This is a genomic window from Streptomyces cyaneochromogenes (genome assembly GCF_003963535.1).
Classification (GTDB): Bacteria; Actinomycetota; Actinomycetes; order Streptomycetales; family Streptomycetaceae; genus Streptomyces; species Streptomyces shaanxiensis.
The window spans coordinates 10362928-10389574 of sequence record NZ_CP034539.1 but is presented as its reverse complement, the minus strand read 5'-3'; the positions used below and the strand labels follow the sequence as shown (position 1 = coordinate 10389574).

The 26647-nt window shown below is 68.1% G+C and carries 24 protein-coding genes and 1 pseudogene; 14 read left to right on the top strand and 11 right to left on the bottom strand.

The features are described 5' to 3' along the window. Window positions 1-210 precede the first annotated feature (210 nt). Window positions 211-423, bottom strand: coding sequence for a hypothetical protein (locus EJ357_RS46625; protein ID WP_126398785.1), 213 nt, complete (start codon window positions 421-423; stop codon window positions 211-213). 964 nt (window positions 424-1387) lie between these two features. Between EJ357_RS46625 and EJ357_RS46620 the strand changes: the two genes are divergently transcribed. Together EJ357_RS46620 and EJ357_RS46615 are read left to right on the top strand one after the other, a co-directional pair. Continuing rightward, window positions 1388-1897 (top strand): GNAT family N-acetyltransferase, encoded by a 510-nt coding sequence (locus EJ357_RS46620; protein ID WP_175647780.1) that lies wholly within the window; start codon window positions 1388-1390, stop codon window positions 1895-1897. Between the two features lie 128 nt (window positions 1898-2025). Next, window positions 2026-2448 carry a CBS domain-containing protein gene (locus EJ357_RS46615; protein ID WP_126398783.1) on the top strand — a complete coding sequence of 141 codons (423 nt, stop codon included), beginning with the start codon at window positions 2026-2028 and terminating at the stop codon, window positions 2446-2448. A gap of 646 nt (window positions 2449-3094) precedes the next feature. Here the strand turns inward: EJ357_RS46615 and EJ357_RS46610 are convergent. Next, a pseudogene (locus EJ357_RS46610) lies at window positions 3095-3385 on the bottom strand (transposase); the annotation flags it as partial. A 111-nt stretch (window positions 3386-3496) separates the two neighbouring features. On the opposite strand from EJ357_RS46610, the gene EJ357_RS46605 reads away from it, so the two are divergent. Together EJ357_RS46605 and EJ357_RS46600 are read left to right on the top strand one after the other, a co-directional pair. Continuing rightward, window positions 3497-4162, top strand: a complete 666-nt coding sequence (locus EJ357_RS46605) for a nitroreductase (protein WP_126398779.1) — start codon at window positions 3497-3499, stop codon at window positions 4160-4162. 95 nt (window positions 4163-4257) lie between these two features. After that, the gene (locus EJ357_RS46600) at window positions 4258-5244 is read left to right on the top strand and encodes an IS481 family transposase (RefSeq protein ID WP_126398777.1); all 987 of its coding nucleotides are present in this window, start codon (window positions 4258-4260) and stop codon (window positions 5242-5244) included. 555 nt (window positions 5245-5799) lie between these two features. Here EJ357_RS46600 and EJ357_RS46595 read toward each other — a convergent pair. Continuing rightward, on the bottom strand, window positions 5800-6477 hold the full coding sequence (locus tag EJ357_RS46595; RefSeq protein WP_407698458.1) for a helix-turn-helix transcriptional regulator: 678 nt from the start codon (window positions 6475-6477) through the stop codon (window positions 5800-5802). Between the two features lie 82 nt (window positions 6478-6559). On the opposite strand from EJ357_RS46595, the gene EJ357_RS46590 reads away from it, so the two are divergent. The 3 genes from EJ357_RS46590 (at window position 6560) to EJ357_RS46580 (ending at window position 11051) form a co-directional block, all read left to right on the top strand. Beyond that, complete coding sequence (locus EJ357_RS46590) at window positions 6560-6991, top strand: hypothetical protein (RefSeq protein ID WP_126398773.1); 432 nt, start codon at window positions 6560-6562, stop codon at window positions 6989-6991. Between the two features lie 394 nt (window positions 6992-7385). Beyond that, the gene (locus EJ357_RS46585) at window positions 7386-9467 is read left to right on the top strand and encodes a SpoIIE family protein phosphatase (RefSeq protein WP_228472833.1); all 2082 of its coding nucleotides are present in this window, start codon (window positions 7386-7388) and stop codon (window positions 9465-9467) included. A gap of 336 nt (window positions 9468-9803) precedes the next feature. Next, window positions 9804-11051, top strand: a complete 1248-nt coding sequence (locus tag EJ357_RS46580; protein WP_126398769.1) for an ABC transporter substrate-binding protein — start codon at window positions 9804-9806, stop codon at window positions 11049-11051. 25 nt (window positions 11052-11076) lie between these two features. On the opposite strand, the gene EJ357_RS46575 is transcribed toward EJ357_RS46580, so the two are convergent. Genes EJ357_RS46575 through EJ357_RS46560 form a run of 4 tightly spaced genes read right to left on the bottom strand, consistent with a single transcriptional unit; the run spans window position 11077 to window position 14695 of the window. Continuing rightward, window positions 11077-11817, bottom strand: a complete 741-nt coding sequence (locus EJ357_RS46575) for an ABC transporter ATP-binding protein (RefSeq protein ID WP_126398767.1) — start codon at window positions 11815-11817, stop codon at window positions 11077-11079. A 2-nt stretch (window positions 11818-11819) separates the two neighbouring features. Further along, complete coding sequence (locus EJ357_RS46570) at window positions 11820-12707, bottom strand: ABC transporter ATP-binding protein (protein ID WP_228472832.1); 888 nt, start codon at window positions 12705-12707, stop codon at window positions 11820-11822. Next, complete coding sequence (locus tag EJ357_RS46565) at window positions 12697-13689, bottom strand: branched-chain amino acid ABC transporter permease (protein WP_126398765.1); 993 nt, start codon at window positions 13687-13689, stop codon at window positions 12697-12699. Before EJ357_RS46565 ends, EJ357_RS46570 begins: the two co-directional genes overlap by 11 nt. Before the next feature lie 10 nt (window positions 13690-13699). Further along, a complete protein-coding gene (locus tag EJ357_RS46560; protein ID WP_126398763.1) occupies window positions 13700-14695 on the bottom strand; it encodes a branched-chain amino acid ABC transporter permease in 996 nt (331 codons plus the stop codon). 191 nt (window positions 14696-14886) lie between these two features. Between EJ357_RS46560 and EJ357_RS48770 the strand changes: the two genes are divergently transcribed. From EJ357_RS48770 to EJ357_RS46545, 3 genes are all read left to right on the top strand, one after another. Next, window positions 14887-15234, top strand: coding sequence for a hypothetical protein (locus tag EJ357_RS48770; RefSeq protein ID WP_175647779.1), 348 nt, complete (start codon window positions 14887-14889; stop codon window positions 15232-15234). An 824-nt stretch (window positions 15235-16058) separates the two neighbouring features. Next, on the top strand, window positions 16059-16547 hold the full coding sequence (locus EJ357_RS46550) for a hypothetical protein (protein ID WP_126398761.1): 489 nt from the start codon (window positions 16059-16061) through the stop codon (window positions 16545-16547). Between the two features lie 407 nt (window positions 16548-16954). Further along, window positions 16955-17659 carry a hypothetical protein gene (locus EJ357_RS46545; protein WP_228472831.1) on the top strand — a complete coding sequence of 235 codons (705 nt, stop codon included), beginning with the start codon at window positions 16955-16957 and terminating at the stop codon, window positions 17657-17659. Window positions 17660-18020: 361 nt separating this feature from the next. Here the strand turns inward: EJ357_RS46545 and EJ357_RS46540 are convergent, their stop codons facing one another. Beyond that, on the bottom strand, window positions 18021-18323 hold the full coding sequence (locus EJ357_RS46540) for a hypothetical protein (RefSeq protein ID WP_126398759.1): 303 nt from the start codon (window positions 18321-18323) through the stop codon (window positions 18021-18023). Between the two features lie 621 nt (window positions 18324-18944). On the opposite strand from EJ357_RS46540, the gene EJ357_RS46535 reads away from it, so the two are divergent. Continuing rightward, entirely contained in the window at window positions 18945-19961 is a 1017-nt protein-coding gene (locus EJ357_RS46535; RefSeq protein ID WP_126398757.1) for a DNA-directed RNA polymerase subunit alpha, read from the top strand. Window positions 19962-20464: 503 nt separating this feature from the next. Here the strand turns inward: EJ357_RS46535 and EJ357_RS46530 are convergent. Then, window positions 20465-21112 (bottom strand): GNAT family N-acetyltransferase, encoded by a 648-nt coding sequence (locus EJ357_RS46530; protein WP_126398755.1) that lies wholly within the window; start codon window positions 21110-21112, stop codon window positions 20465-20467. Between the two features lie 238 nt (window positions 21113-21350). Between EJ357_RS46530 and EJ357_RS46525 the strand changes: the two genes are divergently transcribed. Together EJ357_RS46525 and EJ357_RS46520 are read left to right on the top strand one after the other, a co-directional pair. Beyond that, a complete protein-coding gene (locus EJ357_RS46525; RefSeq protein ID WP_126398753.1) occupies window positions 21351-22757 on the top strand; it encodes a M1 family metallopeptidase in 1407 nt (468 codons plus the stop codon). A 210-nt stretch (window positions 22758-22967) separates the two neighbouring features. Continuing rightward, window positions 22968-23828: an RNA-binding protein gene (locus tag EJ357_RS46520; RefSeq protein WP_228472830.1), complete on the top strand. Its 861-nt coding sequence runs from the start codon at window positions 22968-22970 to the stop codon at window positions 23826-23828. Window positions 23829-24021: 193 nt separating this feature from the next. On the opposite strand, the gene EJ357_RS46515 is transcribed toward EJ357_RS46520, so the two are convergent. Beyond that, window positions 24022-24597 (bottom strand): transcriptional regulator, encoded by a 576-nt coding sequence (locus EJ357_RS46515; RefSeq protein WP_126398751.1) that lies wholly within the window; start codon window positions 24595-24597, stop codon window positions 24022-24024. Between the two features lie 459 nt (window positions 24598-25056). Continuing rightward, complete coding sequence (locus EJ357_RS46510) at window positions 25057-25503, bottom strand: DUF1772 domain-containing protein (protein WP_126398749.1); 447 nt, start codon at window positions 25501-25503, stop codon at window positions 25057-25059. 90 nt (window positions 25504-25593) lie between these two features. Here EJ357_RS46510 and EJ357_RS46505 point away from each other — a divergent pair, with 90 nt between their 5' ends. Next, window positions 25594-26172, top strand: a complete 579-nt coding sequence (locus EJ357_RS46505; protein WP_126398747.1) for a TetR/AcrR family transcriptional regulator — start codon at window positions 25594-25596, stop codon at window positions 26170-26172. Window positions 26173-26647: the final 475 nt, after the last annotated feature.

Sequence of the window (26647 nt, the reverse complement as noted above, 5' to 3'; positions counted from 1 at the left end):
CCCGATCGGACCAGGGCACGCCGTCACTACAACAGCAGCCGGCCGACGGGAGACATGGGCCAGCTGCCGCAGACGCACCCTGCGGCTGTGTTCGCACCGAGAGCCACAAACAGTGGAAGATCGTCGAATTGCGGCAGCATCAGAGGCGTAACCGAGGCGGCCGACCGTTGAGGTCTCCCCCTTCCCCGACCCGCTTGCCCTGGCCCTTTGTCAGGGTTTCCAGACCTCTGGCCCGCCCTCATGCCATTCGATCAGACCCGACTCGGCGACATCCAACTCGTCCCAGCCGGTCAGGCCGGCGTTCTGCAGGAACACGGTGAGTTCGTGGAGGCTGTGCGCGGTGCCGACCGTCTCGTCCCCGACACGCACCTTGCGGCCGCCGCTCTCGGCCGGCGGGTAGACGATCACGCGGGGCTCGGACATGGCACCAGCCTCACCCCTGGCCCGCGGTCCCGCATCCCCAGCGCATGGGCCGGCCGGCGTAGGACGTGGCCCAGAGCACTCGGCCGGCCTTATTGACCCGGCCTGGCTCAAGGTGCCGTCTAACGGCCTTGGGGGCGATTGAGTTCCTGCACGTGCCGGCCTGGCGGGCCAACTGGTGGGGGATCAGCAGGTGGCATGGTACCGGTTCGGTGCTCGACTTGACGCGTGTCGCCCGCCGGGCAGATCGGTTTCGGAGGCCAGTCCGACAACGGCCTGGTGGGTCTCGGCACAGGTTTCGCAGCGGTCGGTGAACCGCTGCCGGGGCCGCCGCCGCTTGTGTTCGGCGTTGGTGTGCTCCACGCAGAATCGGCCGGGAGGATTGCCGGTGCCGTCGCTCACGCCAGGCACAGCGCTCGCCCTTCGGCGCGGCGTCCTTGGGATTCTTCGACGCGGCGCTGACTTGCGCGGGCAGCTTGTTGGCCATGCCCCGGTAGCCCTCGTCGACCTCCGCCTTGACCATCAGGTGCCGGCGGAACCGTTCAGCGGCCCTAAGTACGAAGCAGCCCGGCCCGGTCAGGGACGGCGAAGCCGCGGGCCGCCCGCAGCGGCGGCCCCCTCGGACTGCGGCGGCGACGGTGGAGCGGTCGACGCCGTACAACTGCGCCAGAGCCCCCGGCAGCCCCGGGCCCAGGCGCCCCGGCCTGACCAGGAGCCGGTCGACGAAAAGCCAGGCCCTCGTTGTGCCCGGCACCAACGGCCGACCTGCGATCCCCGCCCCACCACTCGCGCATGGCCGACTCACGGGCGGCCTGCCACTTGGGGCGAGTTCTTCGAGCAAGTTGCCGAAGTATGGGCGGGAGAGTCCGGACAGGACAGGGTGGGAACAGGCCGCACGGGCCCAGGATTGCGTCACAACTTGCCCAACCCGTGCGGCCCTTCGCCTGTGACGGCTGGAGCGCCTGCCATGATCGCCACTATGGGGATACACATCGCACCGGCCGAGGTGTCCGACTTCCACCAGGTCCTGACTGATCACCCCCGTTACTGGGGCGAACGCGACCTTCGGTCGCTGCACCTTCTGGCAATGGTCCAGGAGTTCGGTTCCACTTGCTTGGTTGCCCGAGCCGAGGACGGAATCCGTGGGTACATCTTCGGGTTCGTCACCCCAGATGGCACCGGGTACGTGCATCTGATCGCCACGCGGGACGACGCCCGCGGGGCCGGACTCGGGCGCCGACTGTATGCGGCGTTCGCTGAAGCAGCGGAACGTCACGGTGCGCGGCAGTTGAAGGCGATCACGTCAATCGAGAACACCGGCTCGATCGCCTTCCATCGCAGCCTCGGCTTCGACACGAAGATCGTTGACGACTACAACGGCCCCGGGCTGGCCATGGCCGTCTTCCACCGCGATCTGCCGCTCGACATCTGGCCCCTTCACGTGCCACACGGGCGATGGCACGACGGCGGCAGCTGACTCTTCGTGTACCCGGAGCGCGGTTCCAGCCATCAAGGCTTCCGGGACGGTGCCCGACGGTCACCTGCGGGTACTCGGTGGCCGCACAGCGGTGAACGGCACGCCCCGCTCCGCGGAGGGATGTTGCCATGACTCAACATGTCCGCGACGTCATGACGGCCGACCCGGTAACCGTCGAACCGCAGACCTCAGTGACGGCGGTGGCCCGGATCATGCGAGACGAGAACATCGGCGCCGATCTGGTCACCGAGGGCGGTCAGCTACGCGGCCTGGTCAGTGACCGTGACCTGGTGGTGCGCGCGGTGGCCGAAGGCGGCGATCCGGGCCAGACGACCGTGGCCAACGCATGCAGCGAGGACCTGGTCACCGTCGGCCCCGACGACGACCTGACCCTCGCCGTGCACGTGATGCGTGAGCATTCCGTGCGGCGTGTCCCCGTCGTCGACGAAGGACATCACACGGTGGGCATCGTCGCCATCGGTGACCTCGCCATCGAACACGATCCCGACTCGGCTCTCGGCGACATCAGCGCCGCCGAACCCAACCGCTGAACAACCAACGCCCCGCGACGGAACGCCAGATCGCACGGGCCGGCGCAGCGACAACAATCGACTGGTGGTGTGGTTCGCAACGGTGGCGGTCCGCACCCGGGCGTGGCATATCGAGGAGAACGTCGTCGCCGCCAGGTCGCCCTGACCGGGGACGACCTGGCGATTGGCGAGACACTGCCTCACGGCGGAGCCGCGCGCGGGTCCGCCGAGACCGTCGATTGGCTGGCTTCCGCCGGCCTGGGAACGCGTGGCGCGCATGCGCGGCGCAGCCCGATGAAGCCGGGCTGTCCGACTGGCTCCGCTTCCGGCTCTTCACCGACCCGCGCCTGACAGCGGCGGTGCACGGCCTGTTCAACTGCACAACTCCCATCCGCCGGAGGGGCCTTGGGCGCATGGAGGACGGGGCAGACTGACACCTGACGTTTAGGCAGTGTCCTGGCGATCACGAGCGGAGCCAGATGACGAGCGCGGCTGCGGTAGCGGTTCCGAGGTAGACCTAGCCACGCTTGTCGAACCTGGCTGCAACCGCGCGGAAGGCCTTCAGTTTATTGATCGCCCGTTCGACGGTGTAGCGGTCCTTGTTCCCAACCCCGAACGGCTCTGACAGCCTGGGCGGAGCCCCTTTGATGGCGGGCGGCGGAGCGTGCCGGGCGCCGGCGGCGTGGTGGTGTGCGCGCACGGACGTCGAGTCGACCGAGACGTCCCAGTCGATCTCGCCGGCCGCGTCCGCCTCGGCCTGGATCCGCCGCAGGAGCACCTCCCACGGTCCGTTTCGCTCCGGCAGGTCGCGCCAGTGCACGCCCGTGCGGATCCGGTACAGCACCCCGTTCACGACCTGGCGGTGGTCCCGCCACCTGCCACAACGCCCATTGCTGACCGGTAGAAGCGGCTCCAGCCGCTCCCACTGAGCATCCGTCAAGTCGCCTCTGTCTCCCACAGTCCTATCAACGATTGGACTGATCGTCGGGACGCCCCAACCCCCGGCGATGCTCGGTACTCACGGCTGAATACGGTGGAGGGGCCCGGTTGAATGAGAGGACGCGAAGACGTGGATGTGTATGAGGCCGTGGACAGTCGCCGGGCCGTGCGGGCGTTCAGCGATGAGCTCGTGCCCAAGGAGGTACTCGAACGAGTGCTGACCGCAGCGACGCGGGCTCCGTCCAGCGGGAACCTCCAGCCGTGGCATCTGTACGTCGTGACCGGTGAACCCTTGGCGGAACTCAAGCGGACCGCGACAGCCAGGGCACTGGCGGGGGACCCCGGCGACGAGCGTGAATACCCGATGTACCCGGACGGGCTGGCCTCGCCGTATCTGGACCGCTTTGCTGCTGCCGCCGCCCAGCGGTACGAATCGCTGGGGATCGAGCGCGACGACCCAGACCGGCCCAGGAAGATCGCCACCTTGAACTCGGAGGCGTTCGGGGCGCCGACCGTCCTGTTCTGCTACCTCGACCGGGCGATGGGGCCCGGACAGTGGGCTGACGCGGGAATGTACCTGCAGACGGTCATGCTGTTATTGAGGGCCGAGGGGCTGCACAGCTGCCCCCAGGTGATGTGGACCGTGTACCGGGAGACTGTCAGCCGGGCAGTCGGAGCCGATGACGGACTCGTGCTGTTCTGCGGCGTCTCAGTGGGGTTCGAGAAGGAGGGCGTGCCGCAACTGCGCACCGGGCGGGCGGACATGACGGAAACGGTGAGCTTCATCGGAGTGTGACCGTTGGACGGCCGAGATCGACAGGACAGGCCCCAGTTATAAAACTGCCGGACGTTGTTGACACTCGCGGTCTCCGACCACTACGGAGATCTACCATGCCCCCTTCGCTGCAACAGCAGCAGGACCGCCAAGCCCATCATCGCCTGGCGGTCCTGCGCCACGCCGAGGAAGTCACAGGCAACGTCTCGCTGACCTGCCGCTACTACGGCATCAGCCGCACCTGCTTCTACAAGTGGCTGCGCCGGTACCAGGACGAGGGCCTGGAGGGCCTGCGGGATCGCTCCAGCAAGCCTCACAACTGCCCCCATGCCACCGAGGCTGATGTCGTCAACAAGATCGTCTACCTGCGGCGGCATTACCACTTCGGCCCGATGAAGATCAAGATGTACCTCGAGCGGTACCACGACATCGACATCGCTTGCTCCGCCGCCTACCGCATCCTCAAGAAGCTCGGGATCAACCGACTGCCGGCCTCTCAGCGCTACAAACGGCACGACAAGCGCTACACCCGCTACGAGAAGCAGCTGCCCGGCAACCGAGTCCAGATCGACGTCAAATTCATCGAACCGATCGGCCTACCGGAGCAGACCCCAGCCGTGGTGCCGGTAACCGGAACTCTGCCCAAGCGGCGGCGGCGAGCGAAGTACTACCAGTTCACCGCCATCGATGACTGCACACGGCTGCGGGTGCTGCGGATCTATCCGCGGTGCGACCAGAAGACCGCCGTCCAGTTCCTCGACTACGTGCTGGAGCGCCTGCCGTTCCGCGTCGAGGTGATCCAGACCGACAACGGAGCGGAGTTCCAGTCCACCTTCCACTGGAACGTCCTCGACAAGGGCATCGCCCACACCTACATCAAACCGGCATCACCTCACCTCAACGGCAAGGTCGAACGCTCTCATCGCATCGACGCTGAGGAGTTCTACCGCATGCTCGACGGCGTCGTCATCGATGACACCGGCGTCTTCAACGACAAGCTCCGCGAGTGGGAGGACTACTACAACTACCATCGCCCCCACGGCGCCCTTGGCGGCCAGACGCCCTACGAACGCCTCAAGCAGAAGACCCGGACCTCGGTGTAATCAAGCTCCGGCAGATGCACACCTAATGCCATCCTTACGGGCGGGCAACCGAGGTGACCACCGCGCTGACTGCGGCGGCATGAGGAGCAGCCGTCCTCTGGGCGTGCGCAGGACCTGGCCGGGGGGACATCCAGCACGGACGCCCTCACCGGCGAGCCGCTGCCCGGCCTGTCCGCGAGCCCGTTTAAACAGAAACGCAGTACCCGGCCAAAATCCGCGACACCGCCCCGGACGGCACCTCCCGCACCGCCACCACCGACGTCGACTCCGGTCTTCCGGCCTGCGACCGCGTACGGGTGTGGGCCAACGCCGACGGAAAGCTCACCAAGCCGCCGATCCCCCGGCGAGATCGGCAGCCGGGCTGGCGGCTCCGGAGACCTCGCCGCCATGGCCGTACTCGTGACCGGTCCACAGGTCGTCCGTCTCACCGCTCGCGTCCTCGACCAGCGCCGGATGCGCGCGCGGGAAGCCGAACGGCAGCAGACCGCTCGCCGGTGGATCACCTCGCCGTCTTCCGATCAGCAGGCAGGCACCGCAACAATCCCAGGGCGCCGGTCAGGCGGCCGGCTGCAGACGGACGCAGCACCGTCCCGGCGCCGGGGCCAGGCACGCCTCAAGGTCACTCTCGCCCAATGCCTCGAGCACCCCGCGCAGCAGATGGAGGTTCATACCGCACACCGTCTCGGTGTGCTCACGCGCCAGCACGTGGAAGGGGCAGTTGCCCAGCACGATCGCGTCGCCTTCGCGGCGCGGCTCGAAGCCGTGCCGCTCCAACAGGTCCGTCACGCCGGTGGCTTCTTGCGCGCCGAGCTGCTCGCCCAGTTCCGTCGCCTTGCGGTGCAGCACCCCACGTACAGGTTCGCCTGTCGCGTCGGACTCCTCGACCGCCTGTGCCAGCAGCCGCCCAGCCAGCTCGTAGCGCCGCTCGGGCAGGCTGACGCTCACCTGTCTGTCCGAGCGGCGGTACAGCTTCGCGGGCCGGCCCGCGCCCGGGCCGCTGCGTCCGCTGCGCCGCTCGTACACCACTTCCAGCAGCCCCTGATCGGCCAGCCGGTCCAGATGGAAGGCCGCCGTCTGCCGCGCCAGCCCGAGGGCCTGGGCCGCGTCGTCCCGTCCGACCGGATCGGGCTGGCGCACCACATGCTCGTACAGCCGCCTGCGCGTCGGCTCGTCCAGAGCCGCGACGGCGGAGACGTCACCGACGGGTGCTTCCTTCGAGTGGTCCACGGACACCAGTGTAAAACCAACAGCCATTGACTAAAGAGCCGGGACGAGCTTCTATCGATAGTGAAAGTTGTAGATAGAAGGAGGCGTCATGTCGTCCCCCACCACCGCGTCGGTCACACCCCGGCGCAGCCTGGCTGCCGACCCCGGCTACCAGGCGTTCTGGATCCTCCGGACGGGATTCACCGTGGCCCCGATCCTGTTCGGTCTGGACAAGTTCGCCAATCTGCTCGTCGACTGGCCGACCTATCTCGCCCCGTGGATCAACGACGTGGTTCCGGGCAGCGCCCAGGCCGCCATGTACGCCGTCGGCGTCATCGAGATCGTCGCCGGTATCGCCGTCGCAGTGGCCCCGCGGTTCGGGGGCTGGCTGGTCGCCGGCTGGCTCGCCGGCATCATCGTCAACCTGCTGACCATTCCCGACCACTACGACATCGCCCTGCGCGACTTCGGGCTCCTGCTCGGCGCCGTCGCCCTGGCCCGGCTCGCCGAGCACTACCACGGCACGCGGCAGCCGAGCTGACCCGGCGCCCTACGCGTGAGCGGGGCGGGTGATCGACGGGGCCGCACTCACCGGCCTCGACCCCGGAGCCAGAAGCCCCGACACCGGTTCACGCCGTGCACGGCCGGTGAGTGACCCAAGCCGCAGGGGGGCCGGTATCGGAGGCAGAGGAGAGGGAGACCAGTGCGCCCCGCCTGCGGCATGCGGGTCCGGGGACGGGTGCCGCCCTGGCGCGGCGGGCGTATGGTCCCCCTATGGGTGACGTGCGGTGCGACTCGTACGGTGCGTGGCTCTCCGGGGCGGCAGTTCGTGGGCGCTTCGGGCGCGCACGCGACGCTCCGCGAGTCGGCCGGAGTGGGTGACGGCCGTGCAGCACCCCGTTCCCTATTCCCCCGTTGCCGCCGCCGGTGGCGCCGTGCCGGACTCTGTTCTGGCCGACCTGGTGCGGGACACCGGCGCATCGACGGGTCTGGTGTACCTGCTCCCTCCGGGGGAGCGGGTATTGCGGCTGGTGCTGGCCTCCGGCGTGTCCGAGCAGATCTCAGCCCCGTGGGCCCGCGTCCCGGTGAACGCGGCGATCCCGGTGGCGGACGCCGTACGCCGGCGGCACATGGTCTGGCTGGGCAGTCAGGAGGAAATCGCGCGCCGCTACCCTCGCCTCGGGATCGTCCTGCCGTATGACTTCCAGCTTGCCGCGGCCCCGATCACGGGCGCCGGCACCGTATGGGGCGGCATTGTGCTGCTGTGGCCCGCATGGCATCCGCCGCAGCTCAGCGCCGCCGAACAGGAGACGATCAGCGCCTGCTGTCGGCACGTCGCAGGGATCCTGCGACAGGCCGTCGACAGCGGCCGTCCGCTGCAGCTCGTCGACGAACCACGCTTGCTCCCGGCGCCCCAACCCCGCGCATCCGACCCGGCCCAGGCCACCGCCGCCCTGGTCTTCACCGAGCGCCTGCCCGTGGGCTGCTGTGCCCTCGACCTGGATGGCCGGCTCACTTTCATCAACCCCGCCGGCGCCGAGCTGCTGGGTGCCGGTGCTGCCTCGCTGCTGGGCAACCGCCCGTGGGAGGTACTGGTGTGGTTGCAGGATCCTGTGTTCGAGGAGCGCTACCGGGCGGCCGTGGTCACGCGCCAGCCGACCTCCTTCACCGCGCGGCGCCCACCGGACAGGTGGCTGTTCTTCCAGCTCTACCCGAGTGACAGCGGCATCAGCGTCCACATCAGCCCCGTCACCGGACACCCGCCCGACACCGCGCAAGGACATCAGCCCCGATCCACGGCCGAGCCTGTAAGCGCGGCGGGCCTGTACCACCTGACGCACTTCGCCACCGCCCTCACCGAGGCCGTCGGCGTTCAGGACGTGGTCGAGCTGGCCGCCGACCAGATCGTGCCCGCCTTCGGCCCCAAAGCCCTGGCGCTCATGACGGTGTACGAAGGTCGGCTGCGGATCACCGGTTTCCGCGGCTACTCCCCCGAGCTGATGGCCCGGTTCGACGCAGCGCCCCTCACCTCCGAGACCCCCGCGGCGCAGGCCATCACCACAGGCGTGGCCGCGTTCTTCCCCAGTTTCGCCGCTCTCAAGAGGGCCTATCCGCCGGCAGTACACCAGGACGACATGGCGGCCTGGGCGTTCCTCCCCCTGATCGTGTCGGGCCGACCGGTGGGCACTCTCGTACTCGGCTACGACGTCCCTCGCCCGTTCCCGCCCGCCGAACGAGCCATCCTCACCTCGCTGGCCGGACTGCTCGCCCAAGCCTTGGACCGCGCCCGCTTCTACGACGCCAAGCACGCCCTTGCCCACACCCTGCAGACCGGCCTGCTGCCGCGCGCCCTGCCGCGCGTCCCCGGCCTGGACGTGGCCGCCTGCTACCGGCCCGCCGGCCACGGCATGGAGATCGGCGGCGACTTCTACGACCTCATCCACAGCTCACCGGATACCGCCACCGTGGCGATCGGCGACGTCCAGGGCCACAACACCACCGCCGCCGCCCTCATGGGGCAGATCCGCACCGCCGTCCGCGCCCACGCCACCGTCGGCTCCTCACCCGGCGAGATCCTCGCCCGCACCAACCGCCTCCTGACGGACCTCGACCCCGGCCTGTTCGCCAGCTGCCTCGTCGCCCACCTCGACCTGACACATCACCGCGCACGACTGGCCACCGCCGGACACCCTCCCGCCCTGCTGCGCCATCCCGGCGGCGGAACCGACATCCTCCGGGTGTCCCCCGGACTGCTGCTGGGCATCGATCCGAACGCCGACTACCCCACTGCCGAGATCGCCCTCCCACCCGGCGCCGTCCTCGCCCTGTACACCGACGGACTCGTCGAAAGCCCCGGCATCGACATCGACGACGCGACCATCGCGCTCGCCGGCCAACTGGCAGCGGCACAACGGGAAAGCCTGGACGCCCTGGCTGAAGACCTCCTCCGCCACGCCGAACGCTCCGCGCCCCGACACGACGACATCGCCCTTCTCCTCATCCGCCCGCGCAACTGAACACGTACATCTGGAGGGCGCAGAAGGCATGCTCACCTCACGGTCGTCTCGTGCTCGCCAGTCGCGCGCCCGGACGCGCGCCTGACCCTCTTCGCCACGCTCACGCAACAAATCGCCCCACGGACTGCCAGTCATGCTGTGCAGGCCATGGTCACGCTGCACACACCGCCCGGACGAGGCGAGGAGCGTGAGCAGGGACCACTGAGCCCGACCCTTCGCAAACCTGCATAGTCTTCGCTTTTCCGACCGCCGAATGAGTTCTACGCTCATGTACAGAGGGCGGGCGGATGGCCGGCCTCTCGACCACCACCGCCGCCTGTACGAGCGGAGGCGGAGATGAAAGCGTCGATTCGGCGGTCCGCGATCCTCACGAGCGCGGCAGCCCTTGTGATAGCCGTCTGTGGGGCGACGAGCACCGCCCGGGCCGAGCCCGGCGATGGTGAGCTCCAGTTCGGGTATGTCCTGCCGGAGACGGGACAGCTGGCCTACCTCGGCCCACCGCAGATCGAGTCGCTGAAGTTCGCGATACAGACAATCAATGACGCCGGCGGGGTACTGGGCAAGCCGGTGCCGGCAGTGGTCTCCGGTGACGAGGCGGGCCAGGAGGCCGTTGCGGCGCAGTCCGCCGACCGGGTCCTCGCAGCGGGCGTGGACGCGATCATCGGCGCCGCCGCCTCCGGCATGTCGCTGTCGTTCATCGACCGGGTGACCGGAGCGGGCGTCGTGCAGTGTTCGGGGTCGAACACCGCTCCTACGTTCACCGACTACGAGGACGACGGGTTCTACTTCCGTACCGCCCCGAGCGACGTGTTGCAGGGGCCTGTCCTGGCGGATGTCATCCGGGACGACGGCCACGACCGTGTTGCCCTGATCGCGCGGGCGGACGATTACGGGCGCGGCCTGCTGGAGGCCACGCAGAAGGGTCTTGAGGACAGCGGTGTGACGGTGACGCTCGCCGAGACGTACGACCCGAGGGCGACCAACTTCGATCAGGTCGTGCAGCAGGTGGAGAACTCCAGGCCGGACGCCGCCGTGGTGATCGCGTTCGAGGAAGGCGCCCAGATCCTGCAGGCCATGATCGAGGCCGGGCTCGGTCCCGACCGGATCGGCGTCTACGGCGCCGACGGACTGCGCAGCGAGGAGCTGCCGTCGCTGGTCGCCCCGAATGAGCCGGAGAGGCTCTCCGGGATGAAGGGAACCGCGCCGGCATCGGCGTCCAACGAGCAGTACGTGAAGGATCTCAAGGAGTTCGCGCCGGAGCTCAAAGAGCTGCAGTTCGGGCCGCAGGTGTTCGACTGCGTGACGACGATCGCGCTCGCCGCCGAGAAGGCGGGGTCCGACGACCCGGGCCAGTACGTGAAGGAGATGAACGGGATCACCAAGGACGGTGAGAAGTGCACCTCGTTCGCGGCCTGCAAGGAGCTGCTTGCCGACGGCAGGAACATCGACTACGACGGCGTGAGCGGTCCGCTCGACTTCACCGACAAGGGAGAACCCGGCCAGGCGACGATCGAGGTGTACGGCTACAACGACGAGGGACAGTTGCAGACACTGCGTACCGAGATCAGCAAGGCTCAGGGGTGACCGGGAGGACAGGACAGGACGGGAGTCACCGGACGCGGGCGAGCGTGCCCAGGTAGAGCTCGATCACCTTCTCGTCGTGGAGCAGCGCCGTACCCGCGCCGGTGTAGGCGTTGCGGCCCTGGTCGAGGACGTAGCCGCGGTCGCAGAACTGCAGGCACCTGCGGGCGTTCTGCTCGACCATGAGCACGGCGACGCCCGCGCTGTTGATCGTTCTGCACCGGTCGAAGACGTGGTCCTGATGGAGCGGCGACAGGCCGGCCGACGGCTCGTCGAGCAGCATCAACTGCGGCCGCGTCATCAGCGCACGCGCCATCGCGAGCATCTGGCGTTCGCCGCCGGACATCGCGCCCGCCTTCTGCTTCCGGCGATCGGCCAGTACGGGGAAGAGCTCCTCCACCGCGGCGGCCTGCCGGGCGTAGTCCTTGGGCCGCAGGTAGGCGCCCATCCGCAGGTTCTCCTCTACGGTCAGGGTGGGGAACACGTTCTGCAGCTGCGGTACGTAGCCCACGCCCCGTCGGACCAGTTCGTGGGCGGGCTGGTTGGTGACGTCCTCGCCGCGCAGCCGCACGGTGCCGCCGCGCACCCGCAGCAGCCCGAAGACGGCCTTGACCAGCGTCGACTTGCCGGCGCCGTTCGGGCCGATCACGCCGACCACCTCGTCCGGCCACACCTCGATGCTGCATCCGCGCAGCACGTCGACGCCGGGGACGTAGCCGGCGACGATGTCGTCGGCCGCCAGCACCGGCGCCTGCTCCTGGACGGACATCGCTACTCCTCCTCCTTTTCCTGCTCCTTCTCCTTCTCCGTGGTCGCCTCCGGTTCGTCGTGCCGCTTGCCCAGGTAGGCGTCCACGACTGCGGCGTTCCGGCCGATCGTGTGCGGTGGGCCCTCGGCCACCAGCCGGCCGTCGGCCATGACGGCCACCCAGTCGCTGATGCCCATCACCACGTCCATGTCGTGCTCGACGAAGCACACCGTCAGGCCCTCGTCGCGCAGTTGGGTGATGTGTCCGAGCAGCGACTGGGTCAGGGCGGGGTTCACCCCGGCCATCGGTTCGTCGAGCAGGAGCATGACCGGCCGGGCCATCAGCGCGCGGGCCAGTTCCAGCAGTTTGCGCTGACCGCCGGAGAGCGTGCCGGCGTGGTCGTCGCGCAAGGGTCCGAGCCGGAACCGGTCCAGCAGTGCGTCGGCCTGGCGCTCGTACTCCCGCTCCTGCCCGTGCCACAGCGGTCGCAGCAGCGCGGGCAGGGCTCGCTCGCCGCGTTGCCCGGGTGCGGCGAGCAGCAGGTTCTCCAGCACGGTGAGCCGGGCGAGGGTCCTGGTGAGCTGGAACGTACGGACCAGTCCCCGCCGCGCCACCCGGTGCGCCGGGGAGCCGGTGAGCGGCTGTCCGTCGAACGACCACCGGCCGCCGTCGGCCCGGTCGAACCCGCTCACCACATTGAACAGCGTGGTCTTGCCGGCGCCGTTGGGCCCGATGAGCGCCGTGATGGCCCCGCGCTGCACCTCCAGGTGCTCGACGCGCACGGCGATGAGACCGCCGAAGGTACGAGTCACCTGATCCAGGACGAGCAGAGGGTCGGGCTTGCGCACCCCCGGCTCGGGAACGATCGCGGACAGGCGGCCGGTGTTGGACACGACGGTTTCAGCGGCCACTGAGCACCATCTCCTTCCGGCTGCCGAGAACGCCCTGCGGCCTGAACGCGACCAAAAGGATCAGGGCGACTCCGACCAGCGCGAAGCGCACCGCGCCGACCTCCGACGTACTGATGAGGTCCGGCGATATGTACCCGGCGTCGATGGCCTGGCGCAGCGCGCTGTCGAGGAAGCTGAGGACGAGCCAGAACAGGATCGAACCGACGACCGGTCCGAGGATCCGCCCGGCACCTCCGAGGACGAGCAGCGTGTACAGGAAGAACGTGACGGCCGGATCGTAGTTGTCCGGGTTCACTGACTGCACCTGGATCGCCTGCATCATGCCCGCGACCGCCCCGATGACGCCGCCCAGCACCAGGCTCTGCATCTTGTACGCGTAGACGTTCTTGCCGAGGCTGCGCGCTGCTACCTCGTCCTCACGGATCGACCGGATGACACGGCCCCACGGGCTGTGGATCAGCAGGGCGAGCAGACTTCCGACTACGAGCACCAGCGCCCATGCGACGATCATCACCCACAGGTCGCGGGAGCTGAATCTCACCAGCCACACACCGTAGGTGCCGGGCTCGATGGGGCTGAGCGCGTAGAAGTCGTTCGCGAACCTCTGCAGCCCGAACACCCCACCGGTGACCGGCTCGGCCCAGCTGGACCGGTAGAACAGCCGTAGCGTCTCCCCCGCCGCGATCGTGGTGATGGCGAGGTAGTCGGCGCGCAGCCGCAGGGTGGGCAGGCCGAGCAGCAGGGCCAGCACGATCGCGCAGGCGATTCCGCCCAGGACACCGAGCCACATCGGGCCGTCGAACGTCGACACCGTGATGGCGAGCCCGTAGCCGCCGACCAGCATGAACCCGACCTGGCCGAAGTTCAGGAGCCCCGTGTAGCCGAAGTGCAGGTTCAACCCCATCGCGGCGAGCGCGTAGATGGCGGCGATGGGGCCGATTCCGGAGCGCAGCGCGTCGGAGACGATGACCGAGAAGTCCATGACGCACCTCTCAGCCCACGCGTTCTGCTCGGCCGAGGATGCCCTGTGGCCGGACCAGCAGGACGACGATCAGCACGAGCAGCGCCCACGCGTACTGCAGGTCCACCGGGAACCACAGGGTGGACATCTGGGCGACGATGCCGATGACGAGGCTGCCGACCATCGCACCGTAGGCGGAGCCGAGGCCGCCCAGGATGATCCCCGCGAACATGAGCAGCAGGAGCTTGAAGCCCATGTCCCAGGTGACGATCTCGACCAGGCCGAAGAAGACCCCGCCCAGTGCGGCCAGCCCGCCGGCGAGCATCCACACGAACAGCACCACCCGCTGCACATCGATACCCGACGCCTCCGCGAGGTCCCGGTTGGCGGAGACGGCCCGGACAGCCGTGCCGATCCGCGTCTTCTGCAGGAGTACGGCGATGCCGACCAGCACCAGTACGGAGAGCAGGGTGACGGTGAGGTCACGTGGGGTGATTCCGGCCGGCCCCAGACCGATCGTGCTCTGGATGTCGTACTGCCCGTAAGAGGCCGGCCGGGTTCCGTACAGCACGAGCACGACGTGCCGCAGCAACAGTGAGAGCCCGATGGTGACGATGAACATGTTGATCAGCCCGGTACCCCGAGCCCTCAGCGGGCGCCAGATACCGCGATCGACAGCTCCGCCCAGCAGGGCGCCGAAGGCCACCGCGGCGATGGCGGCGGGGATCAGGTGCCAGCCCGGACCGGCCTCGGAGGCGTTGAGGAAGAACGCGAAGGTGGCACCGATCGTCACGAACTCACCGTGCGCGAAGTTGATCAAGTGGATGGTCCCGAAGATCAGCGACAGTCCGACCGACGTGATCGCGATGATGACCCCGAACTGGATACCGTCGACCAGCGCCTGCAGAGCGCGCGCGCCGAACGTGGGGCCGCGCGGGACTTCCTCACCCTGTGCCCGCGCCGAGATCGCGGGCACCGCCACGAGGACCAGAGTGAGGGCCGGTACGAGCATCCACTGCTGGCGCACGATGAATCCGGTATGTCACGATCATCCCTTGTTACTCAGTGTAAGTGCAGGCCGGGGTGGTGAACCGGGAGCGGGCCGCAGCGGCCCACTTGGTATCGCGCACGTCGCCGCGGAGACGGGCATCTCCCGTCCCACGACCGACAAGCCTGACGCCCCTCCGCGCCCTGCTCCGGCCCCTCTCGTCGACCGCGGTGTTCACCTTCCTGCTGCCGCCTCGGGTGAGCGCGGGCCCCGGCTGGCCGGCAGTACGCACCCCGTGGCGCCGGCTCGTCGTCCACACGGACACGCTGGTCGCCGTACGCCAATACGACGGCGCCTTCCCCCATCTGATCCTCCGTGACCCCTACGGCCACCGCCTGGAACTCGATCCCGGACCCTCACGAGCCAGCCCCTTTCTCTGGCACGAACTCGACACGGGCGTGCGCCGCTCCCTGGAATACGGCACGCTGCGCCACGGTACGAACGTCCTCGACCGGCTCGGTCACCGCATCGACGACGAGAACGTGCGGGCAGTGCTCCGAGCGTCGGGGCTTTCCTGACAGCTGTCGATCGCGGCGAGCAGGCATTGGACGCGGTCATGGCGGCCTTCCAACCTGCCCGGCACAAGGTAGGAGGCTCTGGGTGGGGCTCAACGACGCGGCCGTTCCACCAGCGGTCGCGCCAGTCTCTGAAGCAGATTCCGCCCGCGCGCTGGTCACGCAGGACCCCACGCGCGAACTGGGTCTCCATCTCGGCACCCCAGGCGCGGACTGTGCCTTGAGCGGCGGACGACTCGCTGAGGCGCCCCCCGAACTCTTCGGCCGACCTCCAGAGCGGCGGCGACAGCGGGTGTGAAGAGCAGGCGGGTAGATAGAAGAAGTCCTTGGCTCCGCACGAGGGGCATGATCCTGGACGCTGCGACCCCCTCACCGTGGCCGTATCGGCCGGCGAACCTGCCCTGGCGCCCGCCGTGACCTGGCACAACGGCGCCGCACAGCCATCCCGCGACCGCCTCGCACACCCGCTGCACCGCCAGCCGCCAGGCGCTGAACAGGACGAATCCACGAGTCCGGGGTGGCCCGCTAGCCGCCGTGCGGAGTCTTGTCAATAGCCGACACGCCAGCAGAAGTGTGAAGGGGCGTCAGCCCAGTCCCCCGAGCGGCTCAACTGTGCCACCAAGTCACTTACCGCTTCGCTTTTCTGATGGAGCGTCACAAACCTGACCTCGAGCCTTCGAACGCCCGATCAGCCCCACCTTATCGCCCGTCAGATATTTCTGAGGTGGCGACAGAATTAGCCATGAGTATGTTCATTCATAGTCGGCCGGCTCAGCCGACACGCCGAGAGATGGAGAAACGGAATGCCTGTAAGAAGGAAGAATGGAATGCGCACGCGGACCGTTGTCGCGATCGCATTGTCGGTGGGCGTCACCGTCCTTGCCGCAACCGGCGTGAACTACGCCTCGGCTTCCAGTTCCGTCCCGAAGTCCGTCCCGTCGGTGCAGGACGCCGACGCCTCTGTCCCTCAGGGACAGGGAGGCGACGGCCAGACCGACTACAACTACCGGAACGACGCTCATGGACGGAACAACGACGACGGGCGGATCCACGTCAACGAGCGAACGTTCGCAGCCGAGCCGGGCGTGTGCACCGCTGTGATCAGCAGTCCCGCGACCAGCTTCAACGTCCTCAACGAGAGTGACAGGACGGTCGAATTCTTCCGCGGAATTACCTGCGACAACGGCTCTGCAATTGCGAAAATCGGGCCTCGTAACTCAAGTAGCGCAATCGACGGCACGCCAGTCCTCGACGGGGCCACAGTGCCATTCGCGCTGGTCGGCAGCTTCCGAGCAATCGAGAGGCGTCACCACTGACCTCCATACGGACAAGGTCTGCGACAAACTGCCGCTGTGGCACTTGGACCCGGCCCGCCGCAATGGGGCCGGGCCGTGCCATCGAGCAGTGGCCTGCGGTGGACGCGACCCTTAAATTCGCTGGCCGGACTCTGCATCTCTCCTGGCCAGCAGGTGGCGCTCGTCGAGGGTCCCGAAGCGTATGTCTCCGCGATCAAGGTCGACGAGGATCGGCCAGCAGTCCAGCAACTGATGTCTCGGCTCACGCGAGGCGAAGGCCTTCAACGGCACCTACGCCCAGGACATCCTCGCGGAGGTGAGGACGGCGATCGACGCAGGGGTGAACGGTGCCTCGACCGCCAGTGAAGAGGCGGCGGTCGAGGGGCTACCACGCCCTGGGTGAGCTGTGTGTGCAGTAGCTTCACGGCATGTCCACGCCCCCGCCCCCGCAGCAGTCCCCCGCGTCCCAGCCGTACCTCCTGCCGCCCCCGCCGCCGAAGAAGAGCCGGGCCGGTGTCGTCGTGGGGGTCGTAGGCGGGGCCATGGCCCTGTTGATCGTCGCCTGGGTCGCGATCGTGTTCAGCAAGGGCGGCACCGACGGAGACTTTCCCGAGGCGCGGTACCGGTTGACCCTGCCCAAGACCCTGCTCGGCGGTGAGTACGAGATGGAGCAGGACTTCTCCGACTCCCCGCAGGACAGTTTCGAGCAGCACGCCGAGAGCGCGCTGGGCGGTCGTGACATCCGGGCGGCCGTCGCGATCTACACGCCCGCGGACCGTGGTGGCCAGCTGAACGTCAGCGGTATGTACGGCCGGTTCAAGGACGCCGACGACGCCCGGGACACCATGCTGAAGGACGCCGCCGACCCGGACGGCATATCGGTCGCCCGGGCACCCGAGGACTTCCGCCCCTCCGGCTCGGACGTCACCGTCACCTGCCAGGTGGTCGCCAAGGCGGACCTGAACATGCGGGTCATCATGCCGCTGTGCGCCTGGAACGACGGCAACACCGGCGCGCTGATCGGCGAGATCGACCCCGCGGTCTCCTCCGGAGACGCCAAGGACGTGGACCTCGCGGGCCTCGCCGAGCGGACCCTCCGGATCCGGGCCGAGCTTCGGCAGCCGATCAGCTGAAGGAGCCCGGCCGCGGCGAGGGAAGAAGTCGAGCGCAGTCCCCAACCGGATCCGGTGCGCAAGGGCCGGCCGTGGAGCCTGCCGCTGGAGGGCCCGGTAGTGATCGCGGACGACATCTTGATTCCCACCCGCGACCACCAGGCGGCCGAGCGGTCGTAGCAACGACTGCAGGGCATGGGAGCTGCCAGGCGCAAAGGACGCCGTCCCACCGAAAGGGCCGCGCACGCGTCGAACACGGAGAGCACTGCCGGTGACACCCCGGCCTGCCGGTGGGCCCTGCCTGCACAGACGCGGGATAAAAGCGACCATCCCGGTACCCGCGCGGACTGAGCCCAGAGCCGACAAGCGATCCCAACAGGCCTTAGAAGGCGCTGTTGTTGCAGCCCATGGTCGAGCCAATGTGCTTGCTCTGCCCACCGGCGTTACCCTCGCCGTTGAGCGCGTTGCCCAGCAGCCCATTGAGCACGCCGACCTGGCCGAGGACGTCGAGGTTCAGGTCGTGCGACTTACAGTTGGAGCTCTGCAGGACGCTGACCTTGTCCCCGCCCTTGCCGCTCTTGCCGCCGTGGCCGTCGAGCCCCTGGGCGGTGGCGGTGCCGGCGCTCAGGAGTCCAACGCTGCCCAGGGCAACGACCACGACGGCGGCTTTGCGAAGCTTGTGCATGTCATCTCCGATGGAGTGAGGTGGGTGCGATCCGCGAGAGAGATCGACTTCCTACGATCACCGGAGATTAAAATCAGAAATTCGAATACGTCTCGGTGACACACCGTGGTTTCTGATCTCGTAGCGGCGCGATCAGGCAAACGGACGGATTCGATGTACTTCGGCAACTACACTTCCGGCATTGCTCACTGAGTTTCCGTCAGATCGCCTCCTGGAGGTTGACCACTACTTCCGGTCAAGGGCTTCGCCTCACCGTGGAGCAATACTCAGGACTTGTGGATCGGTCGACGGCTCGTCGGGACTGTCCGGCTAATTCCGCGCCGCGGGGCGCGAAGGTGACTCCACCAAATCCCCTGTCCTCACAGCCGCTTGCGTGATCACCTGGGGCGTACACAACCCCATTGACTGCACCGGAGCTGCCTTGCGTGCCCGGGAGCCGGACGCCGGCAAAGCAGAGACGGCCGTGGGGCGACGGGCCGAAGGGAGGCCCGAAGCCTCTTCGCCGAGTGAGGGAGTCGGGCGGTTCGGCCTCCGCGGAGACCGTATCGCCTGTATCGCCCGTATCATTCGTGTGTCTACGGCGTCACATAGCAGGCGCCAAACCACTGGAGGCAATACCTCGTGCTGATTGCTCAGCGTCCCTCGTTGACCGAAGAGGTCGTCGACGAGTTCCGCTCCCGGTTCGTGATCGAGCCGCTGGAGCCGGGCTTCGGTTACACCCTCGGCAACTCTCTTCGCCGGACCCTCCTGTCCTCGATCCCGGGTGCGGCGGTCACGTCCATCCGTGTCGACGGCGTGCTGCACGAGTTCACCACCGTGCCGGGCGTCAAGGAGGACGTCACCGACCTGATCCTCAACATCAAGCAGCTGGTCGTCTCCTCGGAGCACGACGAACCGGTCGTGATGTACCTGCGCAAGCAGGGCCCGGGTCTGGTCACCGCCGCCGACATCGCGCCCCCGGCCGGTGTCGAGGTGCACAACCCCGACCTCGTCCTCGCCACGCTCAACGGCAAGGGCAAGCTGGAGATGGAGCTCACGGTCGAGCGTGGCCGTGGTTACGTCTCCGCCGTGCAGAACAAGCAGGTGGGCCAGGAGATCGGTCGTATCCCGGTCGACTCCATCTACTCGCCGGTTCTGAAGGTCACGTACAAGGTCGAGGCCACGCGTGTCGAGCAGCGCACCGACTTCGACAAGCTGATCGTCGACGTCGAGACCAAGCAGGCGATGCGTCCGCGTGACGCCATGGCCTCTGCCGGTAAGACGCTGGTCGAGCTGTTCGGGCTGGCCCGTGAGCTCAACATCGACGCCGAGGGCATCGACATGGGCCCGTCCCCCACGGACGCCGCCCTTGCCGCTGATCTGGCGCTGCCGATCGAGGAACTCGAACTCACGGTCCGCTCCTACAACTGCCTCAAGCGCGAGGGCGTCCACTCCGTGGGTGAGCTCCTGGCGCGTTCCGAGGCCGACCTCCTCGACATCCGCAACTTCGGTGCGAAGTCCATCGACGAGGTCAAGGCGAAGCTGGCCGGCATGGGCCTGGGCCTCAAGGACAGCCCGCCCGGATTCGACCCGACCGCCGCCGCCCTCGGCGCCGACGACAACGGGGATGCGGGTTTCGTGGAGACGGAGCAATACTGAACCCTCCGCTACGCCGGGTCGTAGCGACACTTTGCGTACGCGGAGAAAAGGTCCCGCACACTGTTCCCTGCCCGCTGGGCGCCCTCGGCCGGGTCCGTGCCCCCGCGCGAAAAACCCGGCAAAGGCAGCCAGCAACAGAGCGATACAGCTCCGGCTCTTCACCGGGGCAGGCGCGAGCCGTGCAAAATGCGGGACCGCACTCTGTCGGACCAAGTCTGCATCCAGATCGCCTGTCGGTTGGGACCCCGACGCTCGAAGCGTGGCCGCGGCAGACGAACGCGAGCACTGGATGAGTGTGCGACGACGGCCTCCTTCGTACAGGGGGCCGTCGTTCACCGGGCCCAACAACTGACGCCCGCCGCCGGCAACCGAGCGCCGGGCGCAAGCCGTCACCGACCCAAGTGCACACAAAGCGGCCGGCGGCCGGCACGACCACAAAGTTCAGCCAGAACCGCTGGCCTGTGACGTTCTGTGAGGTGGAGTGCTCTCGGTGAGCGTGTGGTTCACCGTCCGGCGTCGGATGACGTGAGGACGACGCTGGTGAGTGGTGCGTGTGTGGTCCAGCCAAGCGACTCGTACAGGCCCTGCCCCTCAACCGTTGCGGCGAGCACCCCCGTCCGGGCGCCCGCCGCGATCGCCGCGTTGGCCAGGGTGTGCATGACTGCCCGTCCCAGGCCCTGGCGACGGTGAGCAGGCGCGGTCTCTATCTGGTCGAACACGACGGAGCCGGCGTGGCAAGAGCCGGCGACCTGGCCGTGGGCGGCAAAGGCGCCGTCCTTGTCGCGGACGAGGGCGCGGGTGACCTCGCCTCGGCTCCATGTGCGCAGTTGGTAGCCGGCCGGGAGGCGCGTGGCGGACGGATGCAGGGTTGCCGACATCAGGAAACCCGGGTCGTCAAAGGTCCATGCGGGTGCGAGCCAGGGGGATATGGTCTGCGGCTCCGTGAGTACCTTGAGCCAGGTGCCAGGCGCCGTGGTGGTCTCCATGAGCCCGCGGATGAGCTTCTCGTCGGCGTTGGGCAGGACATGGCGGGTCACCTGCCCGGGAAGTCCGACGTCGACTGTGAATCCCCAGGGCTCTTCCACCACAGGGGCGGCCCGGCGCGAGGCGGCCCAGCCCTCGACCCAGGCCCGCACGATCTCGGTATCCACACACCCTCCGCATGTAATAGGTGTCAGCAGTTAAGGCACATTACACACTGAGAGGCGCCAGCCGATCCGCGGTGTCCGGCTCCCCGGCCGGTCCAGCAATCACCGAACGTCACAGATCACCGGTGCCGACACCGCTTCGCATCGGCGACAAACCGCATCCCGGACATGAACATGACGCTCCACAGCAGGAGTAGCGACAACCGCCGGCTGTCAGAGCGATGTGGCATGATCCGCTGCCATGTCGTCGTTACGCGCACCCGCATGGTGCTCAAGGGCCGCTCGTCGTCTGCTCGTTGTCCCGCTCGCCCTGCTCGTGGCAGTGGGCGCCACCGCTGCCGACGCCGTCCCAGAACCGGCAGCGGCACCGACCCCCAAGGCCGCGGCCGCGACGCCCGACGGGCTTCGCTACAACGTGTCCCTGCGCAGCGACGCCGACGGCTCGCGCTGGACGGGCCGGCAGCGAGTGTCGTTCCGCAATGCCTCCGACAGGCCCCTGCGTGAGGTGTTCATGCGTCTGTGGGGCAACGGAGACGACAAGTGCGGCACGCCCAGCAGGCCGTCCCCCATCAAAATAACCAAGGTGCGCGGTGGCACTGCGGGCCGCCCCACCGTGAACTGCACCGCACTGCGCATCACCCTGCCCAGGCCGCTCGCGCGCGGCGAGCGGACGGCCCTCTCCTTCGACGTATCCATCACGGTGCCCCAGCGCAACCACCGCTTCGGCCGTGAGGGCGCGTTCCGATTCCTGGGCAATGCGCTGCCGGTGCTCGCCGTGCACGACGCAAAGGGATGGCACCTCGATCCATATGTGTCGACCGGCGAGAGCTTCTACGCCCTGGCGAGCGACTTCCGTGTGCGCATCGACCACCCGTCGGCCCTCAAGGTCCCCGCAACCGGCCGCACCTGGACCCGCCACGGCACGCCCGGGCGTACGGTCACGCACAGCGTCGCGCACCAGGTGCGGGACTTCGCGTGGGCGGCGGGCCCGTTCCGCACCGCGACCGAGACCTCGCCCGGCGGTGTGCGCGTGAAGTCGTACTGGGCGCCGAACACACCCGCGGCGGGAGTGCGCCTCAACCGCAAGGACGGCGTCGCCGCCATCGACCGGTTCGGCAAGGAGTTCGGCCACTACCCGTACGGCGAGATCGACTTCGTGATGACCAAGGACTTCGGCGGCGGTATGGAGTACCCCGGCCTGGTCATCCTCGGCACCACAGAGGAAGGCGGCGCCGTCGTCCACGAGGTGGCCCACCAGTGGTGGTACGGCATCGTGGGCAACGACGAATACGGCGCACCCTGGCTGGACGAGAGCTTCGCCCAGTACGCCAACGCACGCTTCTACGGCTGGGACACACGCGAGTGCTGGTCGGACGACGACTGGCCGAGCCAGGACACCGCGCTCACCAACTCGATGGCCTACTGGGCCAAGCACCCAGGCGAGTACCACCTCGTCTACACGGCCGGCTCCTGCGCCCTGGCACGCCTGGAACGCACCATCGGCGCCGACACGATGGCACGACTGCTCAAGCAGTACGCCCGCGACCACTGGTACGGCCTTTCCAGCACCGCAGACTTCAAGAAAGCCGCGCAGTCCGTGACTGACAACGACCTGGACCCCTTCTGGAAGCAACACCGCATCCGCTGAAACCGCCAGGAGCCGTCTCTCGACCCGCCTACATGAACCAGGTGGAGGCCCCCAGCCTGTACGATCTCGCATCTCGTGGCGCGGGTCGTCGCTCTGACCAGGCAGCTTCGGACGGGTCCTACCCCGGTGCCTCGGCTCCCCCGGCATGGGCCCGGCGTGGCCCCAGGCTTGTGCGGAAGGATAAGAGTTGTGCCGACCTGCGTGTACCGCGTGACCAAGTACGACCCCGCTGACCGCGACGCACATGGCCACTACACCGGTCCTGAGGACACTGTCAGCGACCACGGCGAGGTAGAAGCGTCCTACCTTCGGGCTGTTGCTGCCTTCGCCGCGGACACTGGTACCGATCACCTGGTCGTACGCGAGCCGCAGGTTCCCTCCCTGGCCCACTTCGGTGTCGAACCTGCGGTGGACGGTTTCGGGCTGGAAGGGCTCTTCCCGTCCGGCCAGGCCGGTTTCCACGACGGGGCACAGGTGCCGCTCGATGTCGCGCTGGAGCTGGTGCGGGTCATGCTGCGCGACAACGGTGCCTGGTGCCGACTGGAGGCGGACGACACGTTCGCGGTCCACGTGGGGTGGGACCAGTACCTCTACATCAGCAGCAGCCGACCTTGCGAGGAAGCGCTGGCCCGCACCCGCGAGCTGGGGTTGTTCCCAGAACGCATGGACGCCTCCCCGTACGCCTTCGGCGAGGAGGAGGACCAGGACATTCAGCGGCCCGGGGATGATGACTTCTGGACCGACCTGCACAGGGCAGTCGTCTCCGGCCATGCAGGAATCCTGGAAGAGACCCATCTCGAGGGTGCCTCACGATGGCACCATCTCGACCGCGACACCATCGGCCCGGTTCGTGTTGGACTGACGCCCCGGGCCCGTCTCGCTGTCTGGCCACCCCTGTCCACCGACATCGCCGCCGTGCGCCCTCCCCTCCGACGGCCTCGTAGAAGGCGTGTGGCAGGACGACGACGGCCTCATCCGCAGCGCCATCGCCGACGAGGACGACTACGCGGAATTGACCGCCCGGATAGCCAGTGCACGCGCTGCCGCACTGCTGTCTGTATATGCGGATGAACGTGTGCCTCTGTTCACCGCTGTCATGACCGACAAGGACGGAGTCCTACGGGCTCGCTGGCGGACCGAACCGACACCGAGCGACCGTGAATGGGCACTTCGTCAGCCCAAAAAAAGGGTGAGCCCTCCGACCAGACCGAAATGACGGAGGCCGCGAGATTGCGCAGCCGGAATTAGAGGTCCCACAGTGTTGTCAGGCTGCGAATCCGATGCTGGTCACGTACTCGTACTCGCCCCACTGGCTGCCCAGGTCCACTGTCGCGTCGTTGACCCAGGCATCATCGAGCGCGGCGTCGTCGTCCTCGGCCCAGGCCTGCACGATGCGGTCCCAGTGGCGGACGTTGAGGGTGCGGTACTCGATCACCCGCTGGCGCGGCCTTGGCACCTGGCTCTGGTTGAGCGGGTGGAACTCCACGCGGGTACCGCGCCCTTCGCGGTTCAGACGGGCGAGCAGATACCGGGCGACATTGTGCCGACGCACCGTGCGGTAAGCGACCTCGATGGCCTGCAGATTCTTCGCGGACGGGCTGCGCTTGCCGTCCAGCCACGCCTTCATCGTGCGGCCGGTGACCGTGAGGCCGGCCGCACGGGCTGCCTGACGGGCGTGATCGGTACGGGTGAGGTAGTGCAGGCGGGCCACCAGACCGCGGTGTTGAGTGACCGGGGTCGCGATGAAGTGGGCAAGCGCATCAAGCCGGCGGGCCACCGCCTCATGTCCTTTGATACCGCGAGCCCCGTACTTACCGAACTCGAGATTCCTCTCCGGCACTCTCTTCTCCTCGCCCCGAAGCCATTCGGCGCACCCAAGCAGCCTCATTCTACCAACGCAGGCCAATACTACAGGATTTGAGGCGCCTGAAATGCCTCTCCCCTACCATTCAGTCGCGGAATTCGGGCAGAATTTCACCGGTGGCGCCACACACACCTTTTGTCATCGGGTTTCCAGGACCTTCTACGCAGAGCGGGCCCCACTCGGCGGGCGGCTCGGTATCGGTTGCGGGTGGGCGCCGGGATCCCAGGACACGAAGGGTGAACTGCGGGCGCAGAGGCGGCCGTCCGCAAACACAGTCCACCGCCTGCACACCGTCGCGGCCGGTCGGTCTCCGGGCCGACGCGACCGTGAAGGCCTCCGAGCAGAAGCCGCATTCCCGGGGGCGTGATTTCGCTGGCCTGCTGCCGCCCGGGGAGTGTGGATTGTGCGCCGCCAGCGCGGTGTCGGCCCGCCAGCTCAGGCGAGGGCGGCGACGAGCAGGGTGAAGGCGGCTGTGATGACGGCGACGCGGACGTAGTGGAAGCGGTCCCAGCGGTTCATCTGCTGCTTCCAGTCGGCGGGCCGATTCTCGGGGGTCCATGTCTTGCCCCGGTTGTTGATCGGGACGAGCAGCAGAAGTGACATGATCACACTGAGGATCAGCAGCGCGCCGGCGGTGACGGCGAGGCCGGCACCGTCGTGGCGCCATCCGGCGATCGCCCAGACCGCGACGAGGACGAGCGAGCCGATGTACCAGACCGGCATCAGGGCACCGAGCATCCGGCCCCCGTGGGCGCGGCCGAGTTGGCCGCTGTCCTCGGGGAGGGCGTTGAGGATCGGGTTGATGACGAAGGCGACGGAGAACTCCACCCCCACCATCAGACCGACGACCACGGTGGTGAAGACCTCAAGTGCAGTGAGCATGATGACCTTCCCTGAACCTAGCGTTGCTAGAAGATGAGGCAACGCTAGTACTGCTGCCGCTCGATTGTCTAGCAATGCTAGGATCGAATCATGTCGGTACAGGAACGCAAGGATCGCGAACGGGCAAGCCGTGAGCGCCTCATCGTCGCGACAGCCCGTGAACTCGCCGAGCAGCAGGGCTGGGACGCCGTCACCACCCGCCGCCTCGCCGAGCGCATCGAATACAGCCAGCCCGTCCTCTACAGCCACTTCCGCGGCAAGCGGGAGATCATCGGAGCCGTCGCCCTCCAGGGCGCCGCCGAGATGGCCGCGGCGGTGCGGGCCGCGACCGCCGCCGCGGACGGCCCGCGCGAGCGGGTCGCCGCCCTCGCGCGCGCCTACCTCGACTTCGCCGAACGCCATCCGGCGGTCTACGACGCCATCTTCCAGCTCGACGGCGGTCTCGCGTACGCCCATGAGGACACCCCGGAACCTCTCAAGGACGCCTTCGCCGCCCTGATGGAGAGCCTCGGTGAAGTTGCCGGGGACGGCGTCGAACCGGGACTGTTCACCGAGACGTTCTGGGCGTCCCTGCACGGACTGGCCACCCTCACCCGAGCAGGACGGCTGCCGCCGGAAAACACCGAGCCGAGGGTGGAGCTGCTGGTCGACCGGCTCGCCGTGGTCTGACGCATCACCCGGCGGGCATGCAGCCGCGCCCTCAGGCCCCGCCGCCTGGCTGCGGCATCGCTTCCGGTCACTCGCATCCATACGGCGCAGCCGCAGATCGCCGGGCCCGTACCCCAACAAGCACCCGCCCCCGCACGGCCATGACGAGATCCGCCGGCTCAAGGCCGCCACCGTGCCCAGGCTGCCGTTCCCGCACGCCGACCAGGCAATGCGGATCCTCCGCCGACGGCGCACCAGCCGCACCGGGAAGGTGTCGATTGAACGCGTCTACGCGATCAGAAGTCTGACGGTGCACCAGGCGAACCCTGGTGACCTGGCGGAACGCGTTCGCGGGCACTGGGCTGTCGAGAATCGCGAGCACCATGTCTCCGGGACGTGACGTTCGGGGAGGACGCATCACGGGTGCGGACCAGCGGTGCCCCGCGGGCCATGGACTCCTTACGGAAATGGACTGAGCGTCGCGGCCCGACACGGA

Excerpts from the sequence above, each read along its gene's own strand:
- EJ357_RS46625 (WP_126398785.1), bottom strand. The coding sequence starts at position 423 with ATGTCCGAGCCCCGCGTGATCGTCTACCCGCCGGCCGAGAGCGGCGGC.
- EJ357_RS46620 (WP_175647780.1), top strand. The coding sequence starts at position 1,388 with ATGATCGCCACTATGGGGATACACATCGCACCGGCCGAGGTGTCCGAC.
- EJ357_RS46615 (WP_126398783.1), top strand. The coding sequence starts at position 2,026 with ATGACTCAACATGTCCGCGACGTCATGACGGCCGACCCGGTAACCGTC.
- EJ357_RS46600 (WP_126398777.1), top strand. The coding sequence starts at position 4,258 with ATGCCCCCTTCGCTGCAACAGCAGCAGGACCGCCAAGCCCATCATCGC.
- EJ357_RS46590 (WP_126398773.1), top strand. The coding sequence starts at position 6,560 with ATGTCGTCCCCCACCACCGCGTCGGTCACACCCCGGCGCAGCCTGGCT.
- EJ357_RS46580 (WP_126398769.1), top strand. The coding sequence starts at position 9,804 with ATGAAAGCGTCGATTCGGCGGTCCGCGATCCTCACGAGCGCGGCAGCC.
- EJ357_RS46575 (WP_126398767.1), bottom strand. The coding sequence starts at position 11,817 with ATGTCCGTCCAGGAGCAGGCGCCGGTGCTGGCGGCCGACGACATCGTC.
- EJ357_RS46565 (WP_126398765.1), bottom strand. The coding sequence starts at position 13,689 with ATGGACTTCTCGGTCATCGTCTCCGACGCGCTGCGCTCCGGAATCGGC.
- EJ357_RS46550 (WP_126398761.1), top strand. The coding sequence starts at position 16,059 with ATGCGCACGCGGACCGTTGTCGCGATCGCATTGTCGGTGGGCGTCACC.
- EJ357_RS46545 (WP_228472831.1), top strand. The coding sequence starts at position 16,955 with ATGTCCACGCCCCCGCCCCCGCAGCAGTCCCCCGCGTCCCAGCCGTAC.
- EJ357_RS46540 (WP_126398759.1), bottom strand. The coding sequence starts at position 18,323 with ATGCACAAGCTTCGCAAAGCCGCCGTCGTGGTCGTTGCCCTGGGCAGC.
- EJ357_RS46525 (WP_126398753.1), top strand. The coding sequence starts at position 21,351 with ATGTCGTCGTTACGCGCACCCGCATGGTGCTCAAGGGCCGCTCGTCGT.
- EJ357_RS46510 (WP_126398749.1), bottom strand. The coding sequence starts at position 25,503 with ATGCTCACTGCACTTGAGGTCTTCACCACCGTGGTCGTCGGTCTGATG.
- EJ357_RS46505 (WP_126398747.1), top strand. The coding sequence starts at position 25,594 with ATGTCGGTACAGGAACGCAAGGATCGCGAACGGGCAAGCCGTGAGCGC.